General features: G+C 68.1%; 21 protein-coding genes. 4 read left to right on the forward strand and 17 right to left on the reverse strand.

Going from position 1 to position 19,248, the window contains the following annotated elements; translation table 11 throughout:
- Positions 1-66: 66 nt before the first annotated feature.
- Positions 67-1,023 (reverse strand): aquaporin, encoded by a 957-nt coding sequence (locus tag ACP3TD_RS12635; protein WP_426763317.1) that lies wholly within the window; start codon positions 1,021-1,023, stop codon positions 67-69.
- Positions 1,024-1,200: 177 nt separating this feature from the next.
- Here ACP3TD_RS12635 and ACP3TD_RS12640 point away from each other — a divergent pair, with 177 nt between their 5' ends.
- The gene (locus tag ACP3TD_RS12640) at positions 1,201-2,283 is read left to right on the forward strand and encodes an ADP-ribosylglycohydrolase family protein (protein WP_426763318.1); all 1,083 of its coding nucleotides are present in this window, start codon (positions 1,201-1,203) and stop codon (positions 2,281-2,283) included.
- On the opposite strand, the gene ACP3TD_RS12645 is transcribed toward ACP3TD_RS12640, so the two are convergent.
- Complete coding sequence (locus ACP3TD_RS12645; RefSeq protein ID WP_426763319.1) at positions 2,264-2,740, reverse strand: DUF4395 domain-containing protein; 477 nt, start codon at positions 2,738-2,740, stop codon at positions 2,264-2,266. The two genes, ACP3TD_RS12640 and ACP3TD_RS12645, sit on opposite strands and share 20 nt — an antisense overlap.
- 115 nt (positions 2,741-2,855) lie before the next feature.
- Positions 2,856-3,866: an exonuclease domain-containing protein gene (locus ACP3TD_RS12650; RefSeq protein WP_377202247.1), complete on the reverse strand. Its 1,011-nt coding sequence runs from the start codon at positions 3,864-3,866 to the stop codon at positions 2,856-2,858.
- A gap of 108 nt (positions 3,867-3,974) precedes the next feature.
- Between ACP3TD_RS12650 and ACP3TD_RS12655 the strand changes: the two genes are divergently transcribed.
- The gene (locus ACP3TD_RS12655) at positions 3,975-4,754 is read left to right on the forward strand and encodes a VTT domain-containing protein (RefSeq protein WP_426763320.1); all 780 of its coding nucleotides are present in this window, start codon (positions 3,975-3,977) and stop codon (positions 4,752-4,754) included.
- 84 nt (positions 4,755-4,838) lie between these two features.
- Here ACP3TD_RS12655 and rdgB read toward each other — a convergent pair whose 3' ends face one another.
- The 6 genes from rdgB to clpS form a co-directional block, all read right to left on the reverse strand.
- Entirely contained in the window at positions 4,839-5,492 is a 654-nt protein-coding gene (rdgB, locus tag ACP3TD_RS12660) for an RdgB/HAM1 family non-canonical purine NTP pyrophosphatase (RefSeq protein WP_426763321.1), read from the reverse strand.
- Entirely contained in the window at positions 5,489-6,247 is a 759-nt protein-coding gene (gene rph, locus ACP3TD_RS12665; protein WP_015937492.1) for a ribonuclease PH, read from the reverse strand. Before rph ends, rdgB begins: the two co-directional genes overlap by 4 nt.
- 65 nt (positions 6,248-6,312) lie before the next feature.
- Positions 6,313-7,110, reverse strand: coding sequence for an MBL fold metallo-hydrolase (locus tag ACP3TD_RS12670; RefSeq protein WP_426763323.1), 798 nt, complete (start codon positions 7,108-7,110; stop codon positions 6,313-6,315).
- Positions 7,107-8,147 (reverse strand): glutamate racemase, encoded by a 1,041-nt coding sequence (gene murI, locus ACP3TD_RS12675; protein ID WP_426763325.1) that lies wholly within the window; start codon positions 8,145-8,147, stop codon positions 7,107-7,109. The genes ACP3TD_RS12670 and murI overlap by 4 nt, the downstream gene beginning before the upstream one ends.
- Before the next feature lie 105 nt (positions 8,148-8,252).
- A complete protein-coding gene (locus ACP3TD_RS12680; RefSeq protein ID WP_377202251.1) occupies positions 8,253-8,819 on the reverse strand; it encodes a DUF2017 domain-containing protein in 567 nt (188 codons plus the stop codon).
- Positions 8,812-9,174, reverse strand: a complete 363-nt coding sequence (clpS, locus tag ACP3TD_RS12685) for an ATP-dependent Clp protease adapter ClpS (RefSeq protein ID WP_426763326.1) — start codon at positions 9,172-9,174, stop codon at positions 8,812-8,814. Before clpS ends, ACP3TD_RS12680 begins: the two co-directional genes overlap by 8 nt.
- Before the next feature lie 38 nt (positions 9,175-9,212).
- Between clpS and ACP3TD_RS12690 the strand changes: the two genes are divergently transcribed.
- Positions 9,213-10,541 carry a nicotinate phosphoribosyltransferase gene (locus tag ACP3TD_RS12690; protein ID WP_426763327.1) on the forward strand — a complete coding sequence of 443 codons (1,329 nt, stop codon included), beginning with the start codon at positions 9,213-9,215 and terminating at the stop codon, positions 10,539-10,541.
- Positions 10,542-10,550: 9 nt separating this feature from the next.
- The gene (locus ACP3TD_RS12695) at positions 10,551-11,174 is read left to right on the forward strand and encodes an isochorismatase family protein (RefSeq protein ID WP_426763328.1); all 624 of its coding nucleotides are present in this window, start codon (positions 10,551-10,553) and stop codon (positions 11,172-11,174) included.
- A 60-nt stretch (positions 11,175-11,234) separates the two neighbouring features.
- Here the strand turns inward: ACP3TD_RS12695 and ACP3TD_RS12700 are convergent, their stop codons facing one another.
- From ACP3TD_RS12700 to ACP3TD_RS12735, 8 genes are all read right to left on the reverse strand, one after another.
- Complete coding sequence (locus ACP3TD_RS12700) at positions 11,235-13,016, reverse strand: DEAD/DEAH box helicase (protein WP_426763329.1); 1,782 nt, start codon at positions 13,014-13,016, stop codon at positions 11,235-11,237.
- Complete coding sequence (locus ACP3TD_RS12705; RefSeq protein ID WP_426763330.1) at positions 13,016-13,357, reverse strand: DUF3039 domain-containing protein; 342 nt, start codon at positions 13,355-13,357, stop codon at positions 13,016-13,018. The genes ACP3TD_RS12700 and ACP3TD_RS12705 overlap by 1 nt, the downstream gene beginning before the upstream one ends.
- A 131-nt stretch (positions 13,358-13,488) precedes the next feature.
- On the reverse strand, positions 13,489-14,268 hold the full coding sequence (nagB, locus tag ACP3TD_RS12710; protein WP_426763332.1) for a glucosamine-6-phosphate deaminase: 780 nt from the start codon (positions 14,266-14,268) through the stop codon (positions 13,489-13,491).
- Positions 14,269-14,295: 27 nt separating this feature from the next.
- A complete protein-coding gene (locus ACP3TD_RS12715; RefSeq protein WP_426763334.1) occupies positions 14,296-15,867 on the reverse strand; it encodes a transporter in 1,572 nt (523 codons plus the stop codon).
- Positions 15,849-16,667, reverse strand: coding sequence for an ABC transporter ATP-binding protein (locus ACP3TD_RS12720; protein WP_426763336.1), 819 nt, complete (start codon positions 16,665-16,667; stop codon positions 15,849-15,851). Before ACP3TD_RS12720 ends, ACP3TD_RS12715 begins: the two co-directional genes overlap by 19 nt.
- Before the next feature lie 88 nt (positions 16,668-16,755).
- The gene (locus tag ACP3TD_RS12725) at positions 16,756-16,986 is read right to left on the reverse strand and encodes a DUF3253 domain-containing protein (RefSeq protein WP_426767228.1); all 231 of its coding nucleotides are present in this window, start codon (positions 16,984-16,986) and stop codon (positions 16,756-16,758) included.
- Positions 16,987-17,097: 111 nt separating this feature from the next.
- Positions 17,098-18,195 carry an NADH:flavin oxidoreductase/NADH oxidase gene (locus tag ACP3TD_RS12730; protein ID WP_426763338.1) on the reverse strand — a complete coding sequence of 366 codons (1,098 nt, stop codon included), beginning with the start codon at positions 18,193-18,195 and terminating at the stop codon, positions 17,098-17,100.
- Positions 18,195-19,199 (reverse strand): tetratricopeptide repeat protein, encoded by a 1,005-nt coding sequence (locus ACP3TD_RS12735; RefSeq protein WP_426763339.1) that lies wholly within the window; start codon positions 19,197-19,199, stop codon positions 18,195-18,197. The genes ACP3TD_RS12730 and ACP3TD_RS12735 overlap by 1 nt, the downstream gene beginning before the upstream one ends.
- Positions 19,200-19,248: the final 49 nt, after the last annotated feature.

A 19,248-nucleotide genomic window follows, 5' to 3' on the forward strand; every position in this document is an offset into this window, starting at 1 on the left:
CGGCTGCCACTGACAGTTTGCGCCAGCGCCGCAACCCGTCAGTGGCATCCCACAGTAAAAGGGCCCTCAGCCCCGCTTGCCGTCGAAGAACTCCTGGGCCTCGCTGGGGGCGCCGCCGGTGGACCCGGCCGCAGGTTCCGGCTGCGCCGCGCTGCGTGCTTTCCCGGCGGAGCGGGCTGTGGGGTCCGTGCCGGCCCCCGCAGCAACCGCAGGGTGCCCGTCGAGGGAGGCATCGTCGTCGGACGTGTCCCGGGCGACGGGCGCGGGCGCCGGTGAGGCGCGGAAGATGCGGAACAGCAGCCCCGCGATGGCCGCACCCGCGAGGGGCGCCAGCAGGAATACCCAAAGCTGTTCAACGGCCCAGCCTGAGCTGAAGACGGCGGACGCCAGCGCGCGGGCGGGGTTGTAGGGCAGGTTTCCCACGGCCTGTCCCAACTGCAGGAGGGCGGCGAAGGTCAGGCCCACGGCAAAGGGCGCGACGACGGCGCCGGCCCTTTCACGGGCGGCGGCACCGAGGAAGACAGCCACGACGATGGCTGCGCCCAGTACTTCGAGGAGGAGCACGGCAGCCACGGGCGCCTGGATAATCGAGTGCTCACCGAAGCCGGCCGTGACGGTATCGAAGGCGGTGCGGCTGTCCGCGATGCCCGGCAGGGTGCGCAGGACCGCGAACAGCACCAGGGCCCCCACCACGGCGCCGGCCAGCTGTGCAACGGCGTAGGCGGCTGCCGCGCCGGCCCGCATGCGCCCGGCGAGCAGGTGGCCCAGGGTTATCGCCGGGTTGAAGTGCCCGCCGGACACGTGCCCCACCGCGAGCATCGCCGCAGTCACGGCAAGGCCGGCCGCCAGGGCTGCGGGAAGGGGGCTGGACTGCGGGATGCTGAACAGCGGTACCCCAAGGCCGGCGACGGCGATGAAGAGGCTGCCGAACGCCTCGGCGCCAAGCCTGGGCAGCAGGCCCGGACGGACGGCGTCGGAGGTACCGGGAAGGGCATCGTGTCGGTCAGGAACGGTAGTGCTCATGATGGGACCTTTGGGTAGGGGCCAGGGGTGCTGCCGCCGGGCAACCCCAGTATTGTTCCAGCCCCGGCTGGGCGTTGGCTGGACACCGGCCGGACGCGGCACCGCCCGCGGGCCGGCGTGGTGCTGTCCCGCACCGATGCTTTCCGGCCCACTGCACGCCCACGGTAGATTTGCAGCATGAGCTTTGACACTGCTGTGCCCGCACTGAAGTCCCGCATCCACGGATGCCTGCTCGGCGGCGCACTCGGCGACTCCCTCGGCTACGAAGTTGAATTCGATCCCATTGCCGACATCCGGCGCCGCTTCGGCCCGGACGGGCTAAGGGACTTCGCTGCCATTTCCGGCGGCATCCACATCTCCGACGATACGCAGATGACCCTGTACACCGTGGACGGCCTGGTTGAAGCGCTGGAGTGGGCCAATTCGGGAGTCGGCGCCGACGTTAACGCCTGCCTGTGGCTGGCCTACCTGCGGTGGCTTGCCACCCAGGGTGAGGACGCCGGGCCCGCCGCGCCGGCCCCGCAGCCCCGATGGATCGACGGGCATGCAGTACTCCACCAGCGCCGCCACCCCGGCCGGGCCTGCATTTCCGGATTGGCCACCGGAGAAATGGGAACATCCGCCCGGCCGGTGAATCCGGACTCCAAGGGCTGCGGCACCGTCATGCGTTCGGCACCCTTCGGCCTGGTGCCGCACGTGACGGCCGACGCCGTCTACAAGTTGAGTGCCGACGCCGCCTCCCTGACCCACGGGCACCCTTCTGCGCGTCAGAGCGCCGGGGTGTTCAGCCTCCTGATCCACCGCCTCATCTCCGGCGAGGCCCTGCACGATGCGGCCGCTGCGGTAGCTGCCCACGCCGCCGGCATCACCGGCGTGGCACCGGAACTGCCGCAGCGGCTTGAAGTGGCGCTGCGGCTGGCAGCCAAGGGCGTGGTCCCGCCCGAGGAACTCGTCGCCGAACTCGGCGAGGGCTGGGTTGCGGAGGAGGCGCTCGCCGTCGGCCTTTACGCCGTCCTCGCCACCCGACCCGCCGATGACGCAGCCGCGGACGCTCCCGTGCGGCACTTCCGGGAAGCGGTGGCATTGGCCGTGAACCACAGCGGCGACAGCGACTCCACTGGATCCGTGGCCGGCAACATCCTGGGCGCCTACTACGGCGAGGCGTGCCTGCCGGAAGAGTGGCTTGGCGTGCTCGAGGCCCCGGAAGTGATCCGGGGCATGGCGGACCTCCTGGTGAGAGTCACAACCGGCGAAGGCTGATGTTGTTGCACGCTTCGCAGACATCCTCCGGAATCAGCCCGCGGCGCTGAAGCCAGCCGAAGATCACGCACCCCAGGCAGTACGCCAGGAACGCCTCCAGCGAAGCCGCCACGATCAGGACGCCCAAGACAGCCCACGACGCCGGCACGGCACCGGAGAGGAACAGGACAAGCGCCGCGGTGGACACCACCGCGCCCATCCCCTGGGCGAAACGCTTGGGCGGTCCTGCCACGGGCTTGACCTTGCCCAGCAGGGGCGTAATGACCTTGACGGACAGCAACGCCAGCGGCGAGATCCGCGGGCCGAACAGCAGCCTCAGCCAGAATCCCGCGGCGATGGCCGCCAAACCCCACACGGAACCACTCAGCGCTGTGCCAACCGCCGCGAGAACCACCAGCCCGGCAGTGACGCGGGCCGCATACTCGTTGACGGGGTTGGGGAAGGCAAAAAGGCTCATGGAGCAAGGCTAGGATCGGGCCGCTACCTGCAGGAAAGATTGTTGCTTCCCGTGAACTCCGGAGGCGGGGCAGGGCCGCTCGCCTGCCGGGGCGGCCGCCCGGCATACAGGGAGGCTACGCGGTTGCTGCGCCCGCCATGCTCCCCACCATCTGCAGGAACTCCCCCTCGGACAGCACCTCAATGGCCTGGCCGCGGTCGTGGAGCTCCAGCACCCTGCGGGCCTTGCCCGTCAGCCGCCCGGAACGAAGGTCCGCGGCAACGAATCCGTCACCCACCACCAGGACTGTGGTCCTGCCGGTCACCCGGCTTTCCGTCCGGGCACCTGCTTCGGCGGAGCGGACCTTCGCCTCAGGCCGCCCGATGGACAACTGACCGGTGAAGACGACAGTCTGCCCGTAGAGGGGATGGCCGGGCTCCGCATCCGGGTTGGGCTCCGGGTTGGGGCCTTCGTCCGGCCAGCCCGACTGGAAGGGCCGGACCAGCGCAGCCCCGTTGCCCGACCCGCCGGCAAGGGCGGTCAGGCTCTGCTTGGACAACTGGTCCACCGCCGGATCGAATGCGTGCTGCCGGGGCATCACGAGCCCCAGCGAAAGATAGAGCTCAGCCAGGCTGTTCGCACCGTTGCGCCGGGCGATATCGATCAGGATTCCGGCGCAGGCCCGGGCGTCCTCTGCGGCGTCGTGGTGCCGGAGCAGCGGGACGCCGGCCTCCTCCGCAGCGAACGGCAGGGAGTTGGACACCAGGGAGTAGCATCGCCGGGACAGCATCACGGTGCAGACGTAGTCGTACGCGGGGCCGGGAAGTCCGGAGACCTCCAGGGCCGAGCGGATCACGCCCAGGTCGAAGGCGGCGTTGTGGGCGGCCAGCACGTCATCGCCGATGAAGGCCCCGATTTCAGGAAACAGATCCCCGAAGCGGGGCCGGCCCGCAACGTCCGCGGCGGTGATGCCGTGGATCCGCACGTTGTGGTACTCGAAATGGTCATGGTCAGCCGGTGGCCGCATCAGCCACGCCGCTTCTTCCACCACCTTGCCGCCGCGGACTTTCGTCAGGCCCACTGCGCAGGGAGAGCCCCTGAAGCCGTTCGCCGTTTCAAAGTCAATCGCCGTAAAGTCCAAACCCACGCCAGCAACCTTACCGCCGGAAGGCGCCCGGACCCGACAGGCTGCCGGCCCGTCCGGACCGCCCGGCGCAGGCCCGTCAAGTACCCTTGAGGGGTGAACTTTCCCCTGATGAACCACCTTGCTGTGTCCATGCTGGGCGGTGCAGGACCGGTCCAGCCGCAGCTGGCTTCCTTCCTCCCCGACTGGCTGAACCCCCAGATCTTCCTGGCCGATCCTGCCCTGGCGCCATGGGTGGTCCTGCTGGTGTGCGGCATCGTCTTCGCGGAGACCGGCCTGCTGGTGGGCTTCTTCCTGCCCGGCGATTCCATGCTGTTCACGGCTGGCCTGCTGGTTGCCACGGACACCATCAAGTTCAACGTGTGGCTGCTGGCCCTGCTGATTGTGATTTCGGCCATCATTGGCAACCAGGCCGGCTACTTCATCGGGTCCAAGGCCGGCCCCGCCATCTTCAACAAGCCGAATTCGCGGCTGTTCAAGCGGGAAAACGTAGAGAACGCCCACGCGTTCTTCGAAAAGCACGGCGGCAAGGCGCTGATCCTGGCCCGTTTCGTCCCCATCATCCGGACTTTCGTGCCGGTCATCGTGGGCGTGGCGCAGATGGATAAGAAGAAGTTCTTCCTCTACAACGTCATCGGTGCGCTGCTGTGGGGCGGCGGCGTGACGCTGCTCGGCTACCTGCTCGGCGACAAGGTCCCGTGGGTCCGCGACAACCTGGACATCATCTTCATCGCCATCGTGCTGGTATCGGTACTGCCCATTGGCATCGAGGTCCTGCGCGGCATGTCCGCCAAGCGGCAGGCCCGGGCCTACGGTACCGACGCCGTTGACGAGTTCATCGAGGAACACACGCCTGAAGACGAACACAAGACCCCCCGCCACCCTAAGTAGCCGGGTGGCGAAACGCGCGGTCCCCACCATGGGGACCGCGCCTTTTTCGTGCATGTTTCCGGGAGGTTCCCGGCCACACCTGCGTCAGGCTGGCTGCGTTTCCAGGGCCGTCACGATGGACGGCAGCAGGGCACGGAAGGCCTTGCCGCGGTGGCTGATGGCGTTCTTCTCCGCGGCCGACAGTTCGGCGCAGCTGCGGTCGTGGCCTGCCGGCTGCAGGATGGGGTCGTAACCGAAGCCGCCGGCCCCGCGCGGCTCGCGCAGCAGGACGCCCTCGAGCTGCCCGTACTCCACCACCTCGCAAGTGTCCTCCCCCTCGGCTGCCGGGACAGCCAGGGCCGCCGCACAGACAAACGCAGCACCGCGGTGCTGGTCCGGCACGTCGGAGAGCTGGCCCAGGAGGAGATTGAGGTTGGCTTCGTCGTCGCCATGCCTGCCGGACCACCGCGCGGAGAAGATGCCGGGCGCGCCGCCCATGACGTCGACGGCGAGCCCCGAGTCATCGGCGATGGCCACCAGGCCGGTGGCGGCGGCCACGGCGCGGGCTTTCAGCAGCGAGTTCTCGGCGAAGGTGACGCCCGTTTCGACGACGTCCGGCGCACCTGCCGCAGCCGCATCGACCACCTGGGTATCGACGTCGAGCCCCGGTACCTGGCCGCGCAGGAGCTCGCGCAGCTCCCGCAGCTTGCCCTTGTTGTGCGTGGCGAGGACCAGCCGCGGCGTGGCCCCGGCACTCACAGGGTGTCCGCCAGCGTCTCGCGCTGGATGGCCGCCAGCTGGGTGGTGCCCAGCAGCGCCAGGTCCAGGAGCTGGTTCAGCTCATCACGGTCGAAGGGCGCGCCCTCGGCGGTGCCCTGGACCTCCACGAATTTGCCGGAACCCGTGACCACCACGTTCATGTCCGTCTCGGCCCGGACGTCCTCGACGTAGGGCAGGTCCAGCATGGGAACGCCGTCGATGATGCCCACGGACACGGCGGCGATGGTGTCGGTCAGCGGCTGGGCGTTCCGGGCAATCAGCTTGTTGTCGCGGGCGAAGCGGATGGCATCGGCGAGGGCAACGTAGGCGCCGGTAATCGCCGCGGTCCGGGTGCCGCCGTCGGCCTGCAGGACGTCGCAGTCCAGCACAATGGTGTTCTCGCCCAGGGCCTTGGTGTCGATGATCGAGCGCAGGGACCGGCCGATGAGCCGGGAAATCTCATGGGTGCGGCCGCCGATCTTGCCCTTGACGGATTCCCGGTCGGAGCGGGTGTTGGTGGCACGGGGGAGCATGGCGTATTCGGCGGTGACCCAGCCCCTGCCCTCCCCCTTAAGCCAGCGCGGGACCCCGGCGGTCAGGGAAGCCGTACACAGGACCCTGGTGTTGCCGAATTCGATCAGCGCCGAACCTTCAGCCTGGTTGGACCATCCGCGGGTGATGCTGATGGGCCGGAGCTGGTCGGGGGCGCGGCCGTCGGCGCGCACAATGGGCACTGCAGTTGCTTCAGAAGTCATGCCTTTAGCTTATCGAGTGCCACGGGCAGGGTCCGCCCCGGCAGCCGGGCATGCTCGACGGGCCGCTAGATGGTGTAGTGCACTCCGGCCACGGCCACGGCCACATCGCCCGGGAAAACCGGGCGCGCTTCAGCCATGACGGTGGTCTGCGAGGTCCAGACGGGGATGTGGGTCAGCAGGAGCCTGCGGGCGTTCGCAGCCGCTGCTGCTTCGCCGGCGCGCTTGCCGGTGAGGTGGACGTCCTTGATCCCGTCGTCGCGGCCTTCCTCAAAGGCCGCCTCGCACAGGAACAGGTCGGCGTTCTTCGCTGCCTCTTCCAGGCCGGCGCAGGAGTCCGTGTCCCCGGAGTAGGTGAGCGTCCGGGCCACCGGATTGCCGTCCTTGTCCGGTTCCACCACCTCCACGCGGAGTGCATACGCCTCCTCCACGGGATGGTTCACGGCGTAGGGCGTCACCGTGAAGGGGCCCACCGTGACGGGCTGGCGTTCGCTCCAGTTTGTGAAATCGAATTCCTCGTGCATCCCGGGGTCCAGGTCCAGCCCGTAGGCGGTGGCCATCCGGTCAGCGGTGGCGGCGGGTCCCCACACGGGAATGCGGCCTCGGTCCCAGCCACCGGGCTTCCAGCGGACGGCGACGTGCAGTCCGCACAGGTCCATGCAGTGGTCCGGGTGCAGGTGGGTGAGGAAGATCGCGTCGATGTCCTCAAGGTCCGTGTAGCGCTGGATTGCGCCGAGGGCACCGCTGCCGAGGTCCATGACCACTTTCCAGGTCCGCTCCCCGTCGGTGGCCGTCAGGAGGTAGCAGGATGCCGGGGATCCGGGGCCGGGGAACGAGCCGGTGCAGCCGACGATGGTGAGCTTCACAGGCCGGTCCCCCCGCTGCTTCCGGCGGGGCCGGTATCCGCAAGGGCGCGGTCCACGAAATTGGAAATCCGCGGCCGGGTCCGCGCGCCCTGGGCCGCGGCGATCATCTCCGGCGTGATGCGGGCAAGGCTTCCCGTGGGGTACTGCGCAGCTACGTGGTCCACGTGGCGGACGGACAGCACCTCGGGGCCGAGGAACCGCCGGGCCAGGACTTCGAACTGCACGGCGTCGCCGGTGGCCACGAAATGGTGCTCCGGCGGGGTGGCCGCCGTGCGCTGCAGGTTGTTGGTTGCCAGGGCCCTGTAGACGTCCTTGGCGGTTTCCTCGGCGCTGGAGACGAGGGTGACATCCGCCCCCATGACATAGGAGATGACGCCGGTCAGCAGCGGGTAGTGGGTGCAGCCCAGCACCACGGTGTCGACGCCCGAGGCCTTCAGGGGTGCGAGGTACTCCTCGGCAACGGCCAGCAGCTCCGGCCCGGTGGTGATGCCGGCCTCGACGTAGCTGACGAAATCAGGGCAGGCCACGGAGGTGATGTGCAGGTCCGGGGCTGCGGCGAAGGTGTCCTCGTAGGCCCGGGAGCCGACGGTGGCGGAGGTTCCGATGACTCCGACGCGCCCGGACCGGGTCGCCGCCACGGCGCGGCGGACAGCCGGCTGGATGACTTCAATGACAGGGATGCCGTATTTGGCCGTGTACCGCTCACGGGCGTCCCGGAGCACAGCGGCCGACGCCGAGTTGCAGGCTATGGTGAGCAGCTTGACGCCGGAGTCCACCAGTTCGTCCATGACGCCCAGGGCATTGGCGCGGACTTCGGCGATGGGCAGCGGCCCGTAGGGCCCGTGTGCCGTATCCCCCACATAGAGGATGGACTCGTTGGGCAGCTGGTCGATGATGGAGCGGGCCACTGTGAGGCCGCCTACGCCGGAATCAAAAACGCCGATGGGCCGGGTCTCCAGCGCCGCTGCGGGAAGGTCGCTGGCTGCGGACGCCTGTGCAGCGACCGCTGACGGCTCCTTGCTCGAGGCTGTTGTCATGATTATTCGAGGATAGGTCTTCCCTGAAGCCTCAGCCATCATGTTGTGGCCTGGAACTCGTGTCTAATGTGTCACAGGCCCGGCTACAGGCGCGGCGGCGGCCGCTCAACGGCGGCTTTCCATGGACTGCAGCATGGCCTGCACCAGGGATTCCTGCAGCCAGGTGGTGAAGTTGTAGACCAGCGCCAGGTAGCTTTCCACGTCTTCGGCCTGGGACCAGTCCTGCATCAGGTGGACGTGCTCGGCATCCTGTTCGTCGCGGATGTCCAGCCGTTCGGCCAGCACCAGGCGGACGTCGTTCAGCGCCGTGGACCAGTGCTTCGCGCCTTCGGTGGTCAGCACGATTTCGTCCTTGTCCAGGTCAAGCGCCGCGGCCCGCAGGGCTCCGATCTTGGTTTCCCGCAGCGAGCGCTCGGTGAGCTGGCGGAACTCCAGCGAGGCGGCGCCGTCGTCCTTGACCACGTTCGGCAGCAACCGCCTGACCGCACGGTCCGTGGGCTCAACCACGTCCATGTCCAGTCCGATGAGTGCCGCCAGCGGGTCCTGGCCTTCGCGTTCCTCCGGCTGCAACATGGAGATGACGTCGGCAATCAGGCTCCGCAGGAGTTCGCGCTCGGTGGGTTCCAGGAATCCGGTGATGCCCTTGAGTCCGTACTTGAATGCCTTAGCCACGTTTCCCCTTGCCCCGGCCCGGATTGCCGGACGCGCCGCTTGCCTTTTCCACGGTGGCCCACAGCCCGAAGCCGTGCATGGCCACCGCGTGGCGCTCCACCTGTTCCTTGCTGCCGTGCGTCACGATGGACCGGCCCTTCTTGTGGACCTCCATCATGAGCTTGTTCGCCTTGGTCTCCGAATACCCGAAATAGCTCTGGAAAACGTAGCTGACGTAGCTCATGAGATTGACGGGATCGTTCCAGATCACCAGGTTCCAGGGGATGTCCGGGGCGGCCAGGGTGGCTGTGGACTCCGCTGTTCCGGTCCGGGTGCCCTCCTGCGTATCAGGGCCGGGCGCAACGCTAATGCTCATCTGTCCATTCTATGGGGCTGGCTACTAGAGTGATTTTCGTGAGTACCTCTGCCGGCTGGGACCATCCCCGCACGTCCTTTTATACAGACCACTACGAGCTGACCATGCTGCAGGCTTCGCTCCATTCCGGCGCGGCCCACCGCAAATCGGTGTTCGAGGCCTTTGCCCGGAGGCTCCCGGACGGCCGCAGGTACGGCATCGTGGCAGGCACCGGCCGGCTGCTGGAGGGCATCGCCAACTTCCGCTTCGGCAAAGCAGAGCTGGATTTCCTGGCCCGCACCAACGTGGTGGATGACACCACGCTGGAGTACCTGTCCTCCTACCGGTTCTCGGGCGACATCTGGGGCTACGCGGAGGGTGAGGCCTACTTCCCCAACTCCCCCATCCTGATCGTCGAGGGCACGTTCGCCGAAGCCTGCATGCTGGAGACGTACATCCTGTCCGTCCTCAACCACGACAGTGCCATCGCTTCCGCCGCGTCGCGCATGGTCAGCGCCGCCGGCGGCCGCCCCTGCATTGAGATGGGGTCGCGGCGCACCCACGAGGAAGCGGCTGCTTCAGCCGCGCGTGCCGCCGTGATCGCCGGCTTTGGCAGCACCTCCAACCTCGAGGCCGGCATCCGGTACGGCATCAGGACGGTGGGCACCGCCGCACACTCCTTCACACTGCTGCATGACACCGAGCGCGAAGCCTTCGAAGCGCAGATCGCTTCCCTCGGCGAGGGCACCTCCCTCCTGGTGGACACGTACGACGTCGAACAGGCCGTCCGCACGGCAGTGGACATTGCGGGCCCCCGGCTGGGTGCGGTGCGGCTGGACTCGGGGGACCTGGTGGCCCAGGCCCAGTGGGTCCGCCGGCTGTTGGACGACCTCGGCAACGAGAACACCAAGATCATGGTCACGTCCGATCTCGACGAGTACGCCATCGCCGCCCTGCAGTCCGCTCCGGTGGACGCCTACGGCGTGGGCACGTCGCTGGTCACCGGTTCCGGCGCCCCCACCGCCAGCATGGTCTACAAGCTGGTCAGCCGCACGGACGACGACGGCGCGTACGTCTCCGTCGCCAAGGCCGCCAAGAACAAGGCCAGCGTGGGCGGGCGCAAATATGCGCTGCGCAAGCTGGACAGCCGCGGCACGGCTACGGCAGAGGTGGTGGGCGTAGGCCACCGCCCTGAAGACGACGGGAACGACCGCCCCCTGCTGCAGCAGTTCATGAAGAACGGCGAGCTCCTTCCCGGCTGGACCGGGCACGAAGGAGTGGTCCGGGCGGCCCGGCGGCACGCCGATTCCATGGCCGAACTGCCGCCGGTGGTCAACCGGCTGCAGCGCGGCGAGGCAGCAATCCCCACCATCTATGAAGACAACTGAGGAGGACTGATGTCACGCGCACTGATTATTGTCGACGTCCAGAACGACTTCTGCGAGGGCGGTTCGCTTGCCGTTGACGGCGGCGCTGCCGTGGCCGGCGCCATCAGCGAATACGTCGACGCCCACCACAACGAGTTCGACCACATTGTGGCCACCCAGGACTGGCACATAGATCCGGGCGGGCACTTTTCGGAAACCCCTGATTTCAAGGACAGCTGGCCGGCGCACTGCGTGGCGGGCACCCGCGGCGCGGACCTCCACCCGGACCTGGACACCGAATACATCGAGGCGTATTTCCGGAAGGGCCAGTACGCTGCCGCGTACTCGGGCTTCGAGGGACTCCTGGCACCCGAGGACGCCGTCCCCACCGGGGAGCGCCAGGCGGGTTCAACAGCGAACGCCCTTGAGCCGGATGGGGACGCCGTTGGCCTCGACGACTGGCTGCAAAGCCATGACGTTGAAGACGTTGTGGTGGTGGGCATCGCCACCGACTACTGCGTGCTGGCCACCTCCCTCGACGCCGTCCAGGCAGGATACTCGGTCACCGTGGTCCGGTCCCTCACGGCGGGCATTGCCGAAGACCTGGAAGCGACCGTGGCAGAGATGGAACTCGGCGGCGTAGACGTCGCCTGAAAGCCGGACCTACAGGAATGGCCGGGCCCACGGGCCCGGCCATTCCTGTTTGCCTGTCCGCTACTTGCGGCCGACGAACCAGTCCTGAAGCTTTCGCAGCCGCGCCTGCAGCTGTTCCTCGTTGGCCTGGGCCACCGGTGGACCGCCGCAGACGGTGCGCAGCTTGGTGTGCACCATGCCGTGCGGAGTGCCGGTCCGGGCCGCCCATGCAGCCACGTTTTTCGCCAGCTCGTTCCGCAGGTCCATCAGCATCCTGTGGTCCGGTACGGCGGGAATAGCGGTTTCCGCAGCCGTCGGCCCCTTCCGGTTCTTCCGGTTCAGCTGTTCATGCTGGCGCTGCCGCAGCAGCGTGCCCACCTGCTCGGCGTCAAGGAGCCCGGGGATACCCAGGAAGTCCATCTCGTCGTCGGACCCTACCTCGCCCCCGGTGCCGAACTCACCGCCGTCGAACAGGACCCTGTCGAAGGACGCCTGTGAGTCCAGTGCCTCGAACTTGCCCTTGGTGAGGCTGTCCGAGGCTTTGTCCTCCCGGTTGGCCTCGGCCATCAGCGAGTCCTCGGGGTTGAACAGGCCGTCGCCGTCTTCTTTCTCCGGCCGGTCCAGGGCGTGGTCCCGCTCCATTTCCATGGAGTTGGCCAGCGCCATCAGCGTGGGGACGGACGGCAGGAACACAGAGGCGGTTTCGCCGCGCTTGCGGGCACGTACGAAACGCCCCACAGCCTGGGCAAAGAACAGCGGCGTGGACGTGGACGTTGCGTATACACCGACGGACAGCCGGGGCACGTCAACGCCTTCGGACACCATCCGGACAGCCACCATCCACCGCTTTTCGCTGGCGGTAAACTCCTCGATCTTGCTCGAGGCCTTGGCGTCATCGGAGAGGATCACCGTGGGCGACTCCCCCGTCATCCGCTTCAGCTGCCCGGCGTAGGCCCGCGCGTCCTCGTGGTCCGTGGCAATCACCAGGCCGCCGGCGTCGGGAACCGTGCGGCGCACCTCGCTGAGCCGCCTGTCCGCGCCCGCCAGGACGGCGGGGATCCACTCGCCGGCCGGGTTCAGTGCTGTCCGCCAGGCGTGCGAGGTGATGTCCTTCGTGACGGCAGCCTCGCCCAGGGACGCCGCCATCTCCTCGCCGGCACTGGTACGCCAACGCATCTGGCCCGAATACGCCATGAACATCACGGGCCGGACCACGTGGTCGCGCAGGGCGTTGCCGTAGCCGTAGGTGTAATCGGCTTTGGAGCGCCTGATGCCGTCGCGGTCCTCGGCGTACTCCACGAACGGAATGGGCGAGGTGTCCGAACGGAAAGGCGTTCCGGTCAGGGACAGCCGGCGGATCGCGGGGTCGAAGGCTTCCCGCAGCCCGTCGCCCCACGACAGGGCTTCGCCACCGTGGTGGATCTCGTCGAGGATCACCAGCGTGCGGGCGGCTTCGGTCTTGGCACGGTGCAGCATCGGTTTGCTGGCCACCTGGGCGTACGTGACCGCAACACCGATGAATCCGCGGCCGTGCTGGCCGTCCGAGTTCTTGAAGTTGGGGTCGATCGCGATGCCCACCTTGGCTGCAGCGTCAGCCCACTGCCTCTTGAGGTGATCGGTGGGCGCCACGATGGTCACGCGGTTTACCGCACCGGAATCGATGAGCGTTGAGGCGATGCGCAGTGCGAAGGTGGTCTTACCGGCGCCGGGCGTTGCTACCGCCAGGAAATCACGGGGGCTTTTGGCCAGGTAGAGGTCAAGGGCCTCCTGCTGCCAGGCACGGAGTTTCGGGGCGGTTCCCCAGGCTGCGCGTTCCGGATAGGCCGGGGGCAGGGTGGGGCCGCCAAAGAGCGTCTCCGTCACTACTTGTTGCTGCCTGAGTCCCCTCCGGGACCCTTGCCGCCGTCATTGCCCGGGCGAAGGCCCTCGTAGACCTCTTTGCACGTGGGGCACACCGGGAACTTCTTCGGATCCCGGCCCGGCGTCCAGACCTTGCCGCACAGCGCGATGACGGGCTCACCGCTCAGCGCCGACTCCATGATCTTTTCCTTGCGGACATAGTGCGAAAAGCGCTCCCGGTCCCCCGGTTCGACCTCCTGGCGCAGTTCCTCGCGCTCAATGGTGGCCGTGGACGTACCAGCCCCGGAAAGCTCGCGCATCGGGTCGTTTTGGAGAGGGTCCGTCATGCTAGTCATGCCAACCATCTTAGCCTTTCCGGCAGGGCAGCGTCCGACGGCGGCGCGGCGCCCGGGGGCACGTCCGCCCGGGCCAGACGCACCCCGGCGAAGCCCGGCGTCGTACGTTCCCGCGACGCGCCCGCGTGCGGGAGGCGACCCTAAATACCCTGCCAGGAGGGTTTGTTGTCATAGGTGTGCCGGTAAAAATCGGCGAGTTTCAGGGCCGAAGCGGCGGCCTCGTCCACCAGGACGGTGGCGTGCGGGTGAAACTGCAGGACCGACGCCGGGCAGATCGCAGCGACAGGGCCCTCCACGAAGTTCCGGACCGCCTGTGCCTTCTGGGCGCCGGTTGCGATCAGGATCACGTGCCGGGCGTCCATGATGGTGCCCAGGCCCTGCGTGATCACATGGTGCGGAACGTCCGCCAGGCTGGTGAAGAACCGCGCGTTGTCCTTGCGGGTCTGTTCGATCAGGCTCTTGATCCGGGTGCGCGAGGCGAAGGAGGACCCGGGCTCATTGAAACCGATGTGGCCGTCGGTGCCAACTCCCAGCAGCTGCAGGTCCACGCCCCCGGCAGCGGCGATGGCGGCTTCATAGGCATCGCAGGCTGCCGGGATGTCCGCGGCGGAGCCGTCCGGCGAATGGACGTTGGCGGGGTCGATATTGATCCGGTCGGTGAATTCGCGGCGGATCACGTTCCGGTACTGCTCGGGGTGCCCCTCGGGCAGCCCCACATATTCGTCGAGGGCGAAGCCTGACGCCCGGCTGAAATCCAGCCCTGTTGCGTGGCGCGCGGCCAGTTCCTCGTAGACGGGCAGGGGCGAGGACCCGGTGGCCAGCCCCAGCACAGCGTCCGGTTTACGCCGCAACAGCCCTTCGATGGCGTCAGCCGCCAGCTTCCCGATGGGACGGCTGCCGCCCAGGATTACAACTTCCACGTCAGGCCGTCCTTCGGGGGTGGTAGATCAACGGTTCACAGTGAGTTGGGCCAGCATTTCCGGACCGCGGGCTTCCAGCCAGCGGCCGCCAACCCTGACGCCCACCACAAAAAGTACCAGCCCCAGGGCCAGGCCTACGCCAAGGTTCAGCCACCCGAAGAACGGATTACCCGTGACGCTCTGCACGATGAGCAGCGCGGCCTCCGGAATGACCAGGAGGGCAAGCACTCCCATGCCGCCGAATTGCACCAGCATGGTCTGGCCAACATTTCCCGGCGGCTTCTTAAACGGGCTGTCACCCGGCAGCGGAACGGCGACGTTGTACCGGGCGGACACCACTGATGACAGTCCCAGCCCGCTGAGCAGCATGCCCAGTGACAGGCCCAGCACGCCCGGCAACCACTCCCAGGACCCGGTGAAGGCAAAAGGCACCACAGTGAAGGCCAGCACCACCGGGACGGAGAGGATCAGGCACGCCAGTGCACGGCCCAGGCGGTCTGCGGTTCCCCGGACCCCGGTGGCCAGGTGGAGGGCGAAGGCGGTGTTGTCGTAGGAGATGTCGGCAGAAATGGACCAGGCCATGAGGAAAGCCGTGAGCGGTCCGAGCACGGAAAGGGTGCCCAGGCTGTCCCCCTGGCTGGCTTGGAAGAACAGCACCACGGCCAGCAGCGGAATGACAATGAGCGATCCGCCGTAGCGGGGGTCGCGCAGCCAGTACGTGAGTGAACGGGCCGTTACGGCTCCGGTGGGTGTTGGCGGCAGCAGGGCGAACATTCCCAGCTTTCCACCCTTCCGGCTTCCACCGCCTGCGTAGGGCGGGTTCACCAGCGCGCGTTCCAGGAGGACTTTCCAGCACCAGGTAAGGGCCGCCAGCGTCGCGGCGGCGATCAGCAGTTTCAGGCCGGCGGCGCCGGGTTGGCCGGCGTCAATGTCTCCGCCGAGGGCCCAGGCCGCACCCAGCGGTGTCCACGCCAGGGCACGGGCGAAGTCCGGCAGGAACGCCGCCGAGGCGCCGATGCCTTGTGCCACGCCTGCCACGATGGGCCCCAGCAGGATCAGCGGAATCATGAAGACCACGCCGCTGATGTCCTTGAAGCGCCGGGACGAGGCAAGGCTGGCCGTGGCGGTGGTCACCACTTTGGACAGGATGATGCAGGTCAGGATGCCCAGCACGGCCCCCACCAGTGCGGCGCCGGCCGAAAGGATGCCCCGTGACCAGGTTGCTACAGTGGCAAGACCCACCAGTGCGGTGGCCACCCCGGGGATGCCAATCAGGCCGCCCAGTGCAAGCCCCGCCAGAAGCTGCCGCATGGGCACGGCGAAGGTGGTGAACCGCAGCGGGTCCAGGGTCATATCGGCAGAGGACACGGCCACCGGGATGAGCCCCCACCCAAGGATGGCGATGGATCCGCCCAGCACCACGGCAGTCTGTGCAATCTCGTTGCCTTCGCGCCCCACCATGATCAGCGCGACCACCAACGCCCCCACGATTCCCACGGCATAGAGGGCGCCAAAGGCAATACCCACGATTTGCCAGGGGCTGCGCTTGAGTCCGTTGCGCAGCAGTGTCAGCTTGAGCCTTAGGAGGTGCGCAACCATTCCAGCCCTTCCGTGTGGCTCCGGCCGCCCACCAGCTGGACGAACCGGTCTTCCAGTGAGGCTCCGGCGCGGACCTCGTCAACGGTTCCGGCAGCCAGCACACGGCCGCCTGCCACCACTGCCACGTGGTCACACATGCGCTGCACCAGGTCCATTACATGGCTGGAGACAATGACAGTTCCGCCCGAGGCGACGTAGCTGTCCAGGATTGACCGGATATTCGACGCAGAGACAGGGTCCACGGCTTCAAAAGGCTCATCGAGGACCAGGAGCCGCGGGGCGTGGATCAGTGCCGAGGCGAGGGCGATCTTCTTGGTCATGCCGGCCGAGTAGTCCACCACCAGGGTGCCGGCGTCCGCGGCCAGGTCCATGGCAGCGAGCAGCTCACCCACCCGGGAAACCACCACCTCGCGGTCCATACCGCGCAGCAGCCCGGCATAGGTGATGAGCTGTTCTCCGGTGAGGCGGTCAAAGAGCCGGACGCCATCCGGGAGGATGCCCATCAGCCTTTTGGCCTCAAGGGGATTCGCCCAGACGTCCACGCCGTGCACCAGGGCCGTGCCGAAATCCGGGCGGAGAAGCCCCGTCGCCATCGACAGGGTGGTGGTCTTGCCGGCGCCGTTGGGACCCACGATGCCGTAGAAGGAGCCGGCCGGGACATCGAGGCTGATTCCGTCCACGGCGATCTTGGTGCCAAAACGCTTGGCCAGCCCCCGGATGGACAGGGCCGGAACGGCCCCGCCAGGGGGTGGGCCGGCGGGGGTGGGTGGAAGCGCCGGGTGCGGTTGCGGAGCAGTCATGAAGCCAGACTAGCCCGCAGGTACCGCCCCTGGGGTCCTCCCGGAGGAGTAGCGACAAAGGCGTACGACGGCGTCCGCGGGCGGGTGCCTAGCGGGCCTTGCGGATGCGGATGGGGCCCTTGGCGGTGCCCGGATCCACCACGGAACCACCCTGGGTGACCTCGACGTCGCCGGCGTCAACCAGCCGGCGAGCGGCTTGGCGGACCGGCTCCATCAAACCCCGCCAGTGCTCGCCGCCCACGGCGCGGGCGGCATCGGACGGGCAAATGGTGGATGTGGCTGCCCGGGCGGCCAGCAGCTTCAGGATGGCAGCCTCCAGTTCCTTGCCGGTGGGCCCGGAAGAGGAAGAGCCGGAGGCGGGCTTGCCGGACGGTGCGGCGCCGCGAGGTGCCGCGTCATCCGATGGCTTCGACCGTTCAGGGCATGCCGTTCAGAACGAGCGCCGCGGAATGGCGCGCTCATACTGCGGAACCCACGGCAGGTCATGGCCCAGTTCGAAGGCCGCACGAAGCCACCAGTGCGGATCGCGGAGCGCCGCCCTGGCAATCAGCACCGCATCCGCCTGGCCAGTGGCCACGGCGTGCTCCGCCTGCCCGGCGGAGGTCAGGAGTCCCACCGTACCGGTTGACACTCCGGCTTCCTCCCGGATGGCGGCAGCGAATCCGGTCTGGTAGCCCGGGCCCACGGTGATTTCCTGGTGGGCCACCGCTCCCCCGCTGGAAACGTCGATCAGGTCCACGCCATGCTCCGCCGCCTGGCGGGCCAGGCGGACAGACTCCGGCAGGCCGATGCCGCCCGACGCCCAGTCGCTGGCGGAAATCCGCAGCAGGAGCGGCATCGAGTCCGGGATGGCGGACCGGACGGCATCGATGACAGCGAGCATCAGACGGTTCCGCCGTTCCTCGTCGCCTCCCCATTCGTCGTCACGGGTGTTGCTCAAGGGGCTCTGGAACTGGTGCAGCAGGTAGCCGTGGGCGCCGTGGATCTCCACAGTGTCGAAGCCGGCATCGACCGCCCGGACCGCAGCAGCTGCGAAGTCCGCAATCACTGCCTGGATCTGGTCCCCGGTCATGGCGGCCGGAGTGTCGTACCCCTCGAAGGCGATTGCCGATGGGCCCACCGTGGCCCAGCCGCCCTCGGCTTCGGGCACGGTCCCGCGCCGGCCGGAAAATGGCCAGAACGTGGAGGCCTTCCGGCCGGCGTGGGCCAACTGGACGCCGATCCTGGCCCCACCGGTGCCGTGCTCGTGCACGAACGAGGTAATCCGCCGCCAGGCCTGCACCTGATCGTCGTTCCAGATGCCGGCATCGCGCGGGCTGATGCGGCCTTCGGGGTTCACGGCTGCCGCCTCGGTGAGGATCAGCGCGGCCCCGCCGGCGGCAAAGGAGCCCAAATGCATCAGGTGCCAGTCGTTGGGAACTCCCGGGGCGGCGTCGGCATCGCAACTGTACTGGCACATGGGCGATACCCAGCCCCGGTGCTGCAGTTCCAGCGACCTCAGCTTCAGCGGCTCGAACAGCGCCGGCACTAGAAGAGCACCCTCGCCAGGGCCTGGCGCGCCTTGGCCACGCGTTCATCCGAGGCCCCCACTACGTCAAACAGCTCCAGCAGCCGCACCCGTGCGGTCTCACGCTCCGGGCCGAAGTTCCGGCCGATGAAGGCCACCACGCGGTTCAGCCCATCCTCAACGTGGCCCCCGGCGACATCAAGGTCCGCGACGCCCAGCTGCGCTTCAATGTTGTCCGGCTCCTTGGCCGCCAGCGACCGGATGGCCTCGGTGTCCTGGGCGGACACCACCTGCAGCCTGGCCATCAGCTCCACCTGCGCCAGGCCGGCCTTGGCCTCGTGATCGGACGGCATCTCGTTGAGGGCCTGCCTGTACGCTTCTGCCGCCGACTCGTAGTCCCCCGCTTCGATGGCGTCGTACGCGGCCTGGTGCAGCGGGGGCAACGGCGCTTCTTCCGGTTCGCCGCCGTCCCCGGCGTTCAGGCTGCCGGTGACACCGTTGGCAGCGGCAACCTTCAACAGCTCGTCGAAAAGGCTGCGCACCTGCTCTTCCTCTGCGTGGCCCTGGAAGAGGGGAACCGGCTGTCCCTTCAGGACGGCCACTGCGGTGGGCACGGCCTGGACCTGGAAGGCCTGGGCAAGCTGGGGGAACGCTTCGATGTCCGCGGCGCCCAGGACCAGCCGGCCGCCGTAGCCGGCCACCACGCGGTCAAGGACCTCAAGGGCCGCAGCGGATTCCGGGGAGTACGGAGCCCACAGGGCGAAGACCACCGGCACCTGCGCGGAGAGCTCCACGAGCTGCTGGAAGTTCTGCTCCGTCACCTCGACCCGCAGCTCGGGGCCATTTCCTGGACCGCTTGTCCCACCCGCCGCCGGGGTGCCCGCAGGGGCATCCTGCGGCGGCGGGGCCGCTGACGGCGACGGAGCGGCGGAGCGTTGCTTCAGGCTGGAAAGATCGACGGCGCCGCGCAGGTTAAGCAGGTTGGCAGCGGCCGGAGGGACTGGACGGGAAGCAGGCGAACTCATGCTTCCCACTCTAGCCACTGCGGCCGCTGCCGGTGGTACTGCGGTAATG

This window comes from Pseudarthrobacter sp. 1G09 (assembly GCF_050038305.1).
Taxonomy (GTDB): domain Bacteria; phylum Actinomycetota; class Actinomycetes; order Actinomycetales; family Micrococcaceae; genus Arthrobacter; species Arthrobacter equi.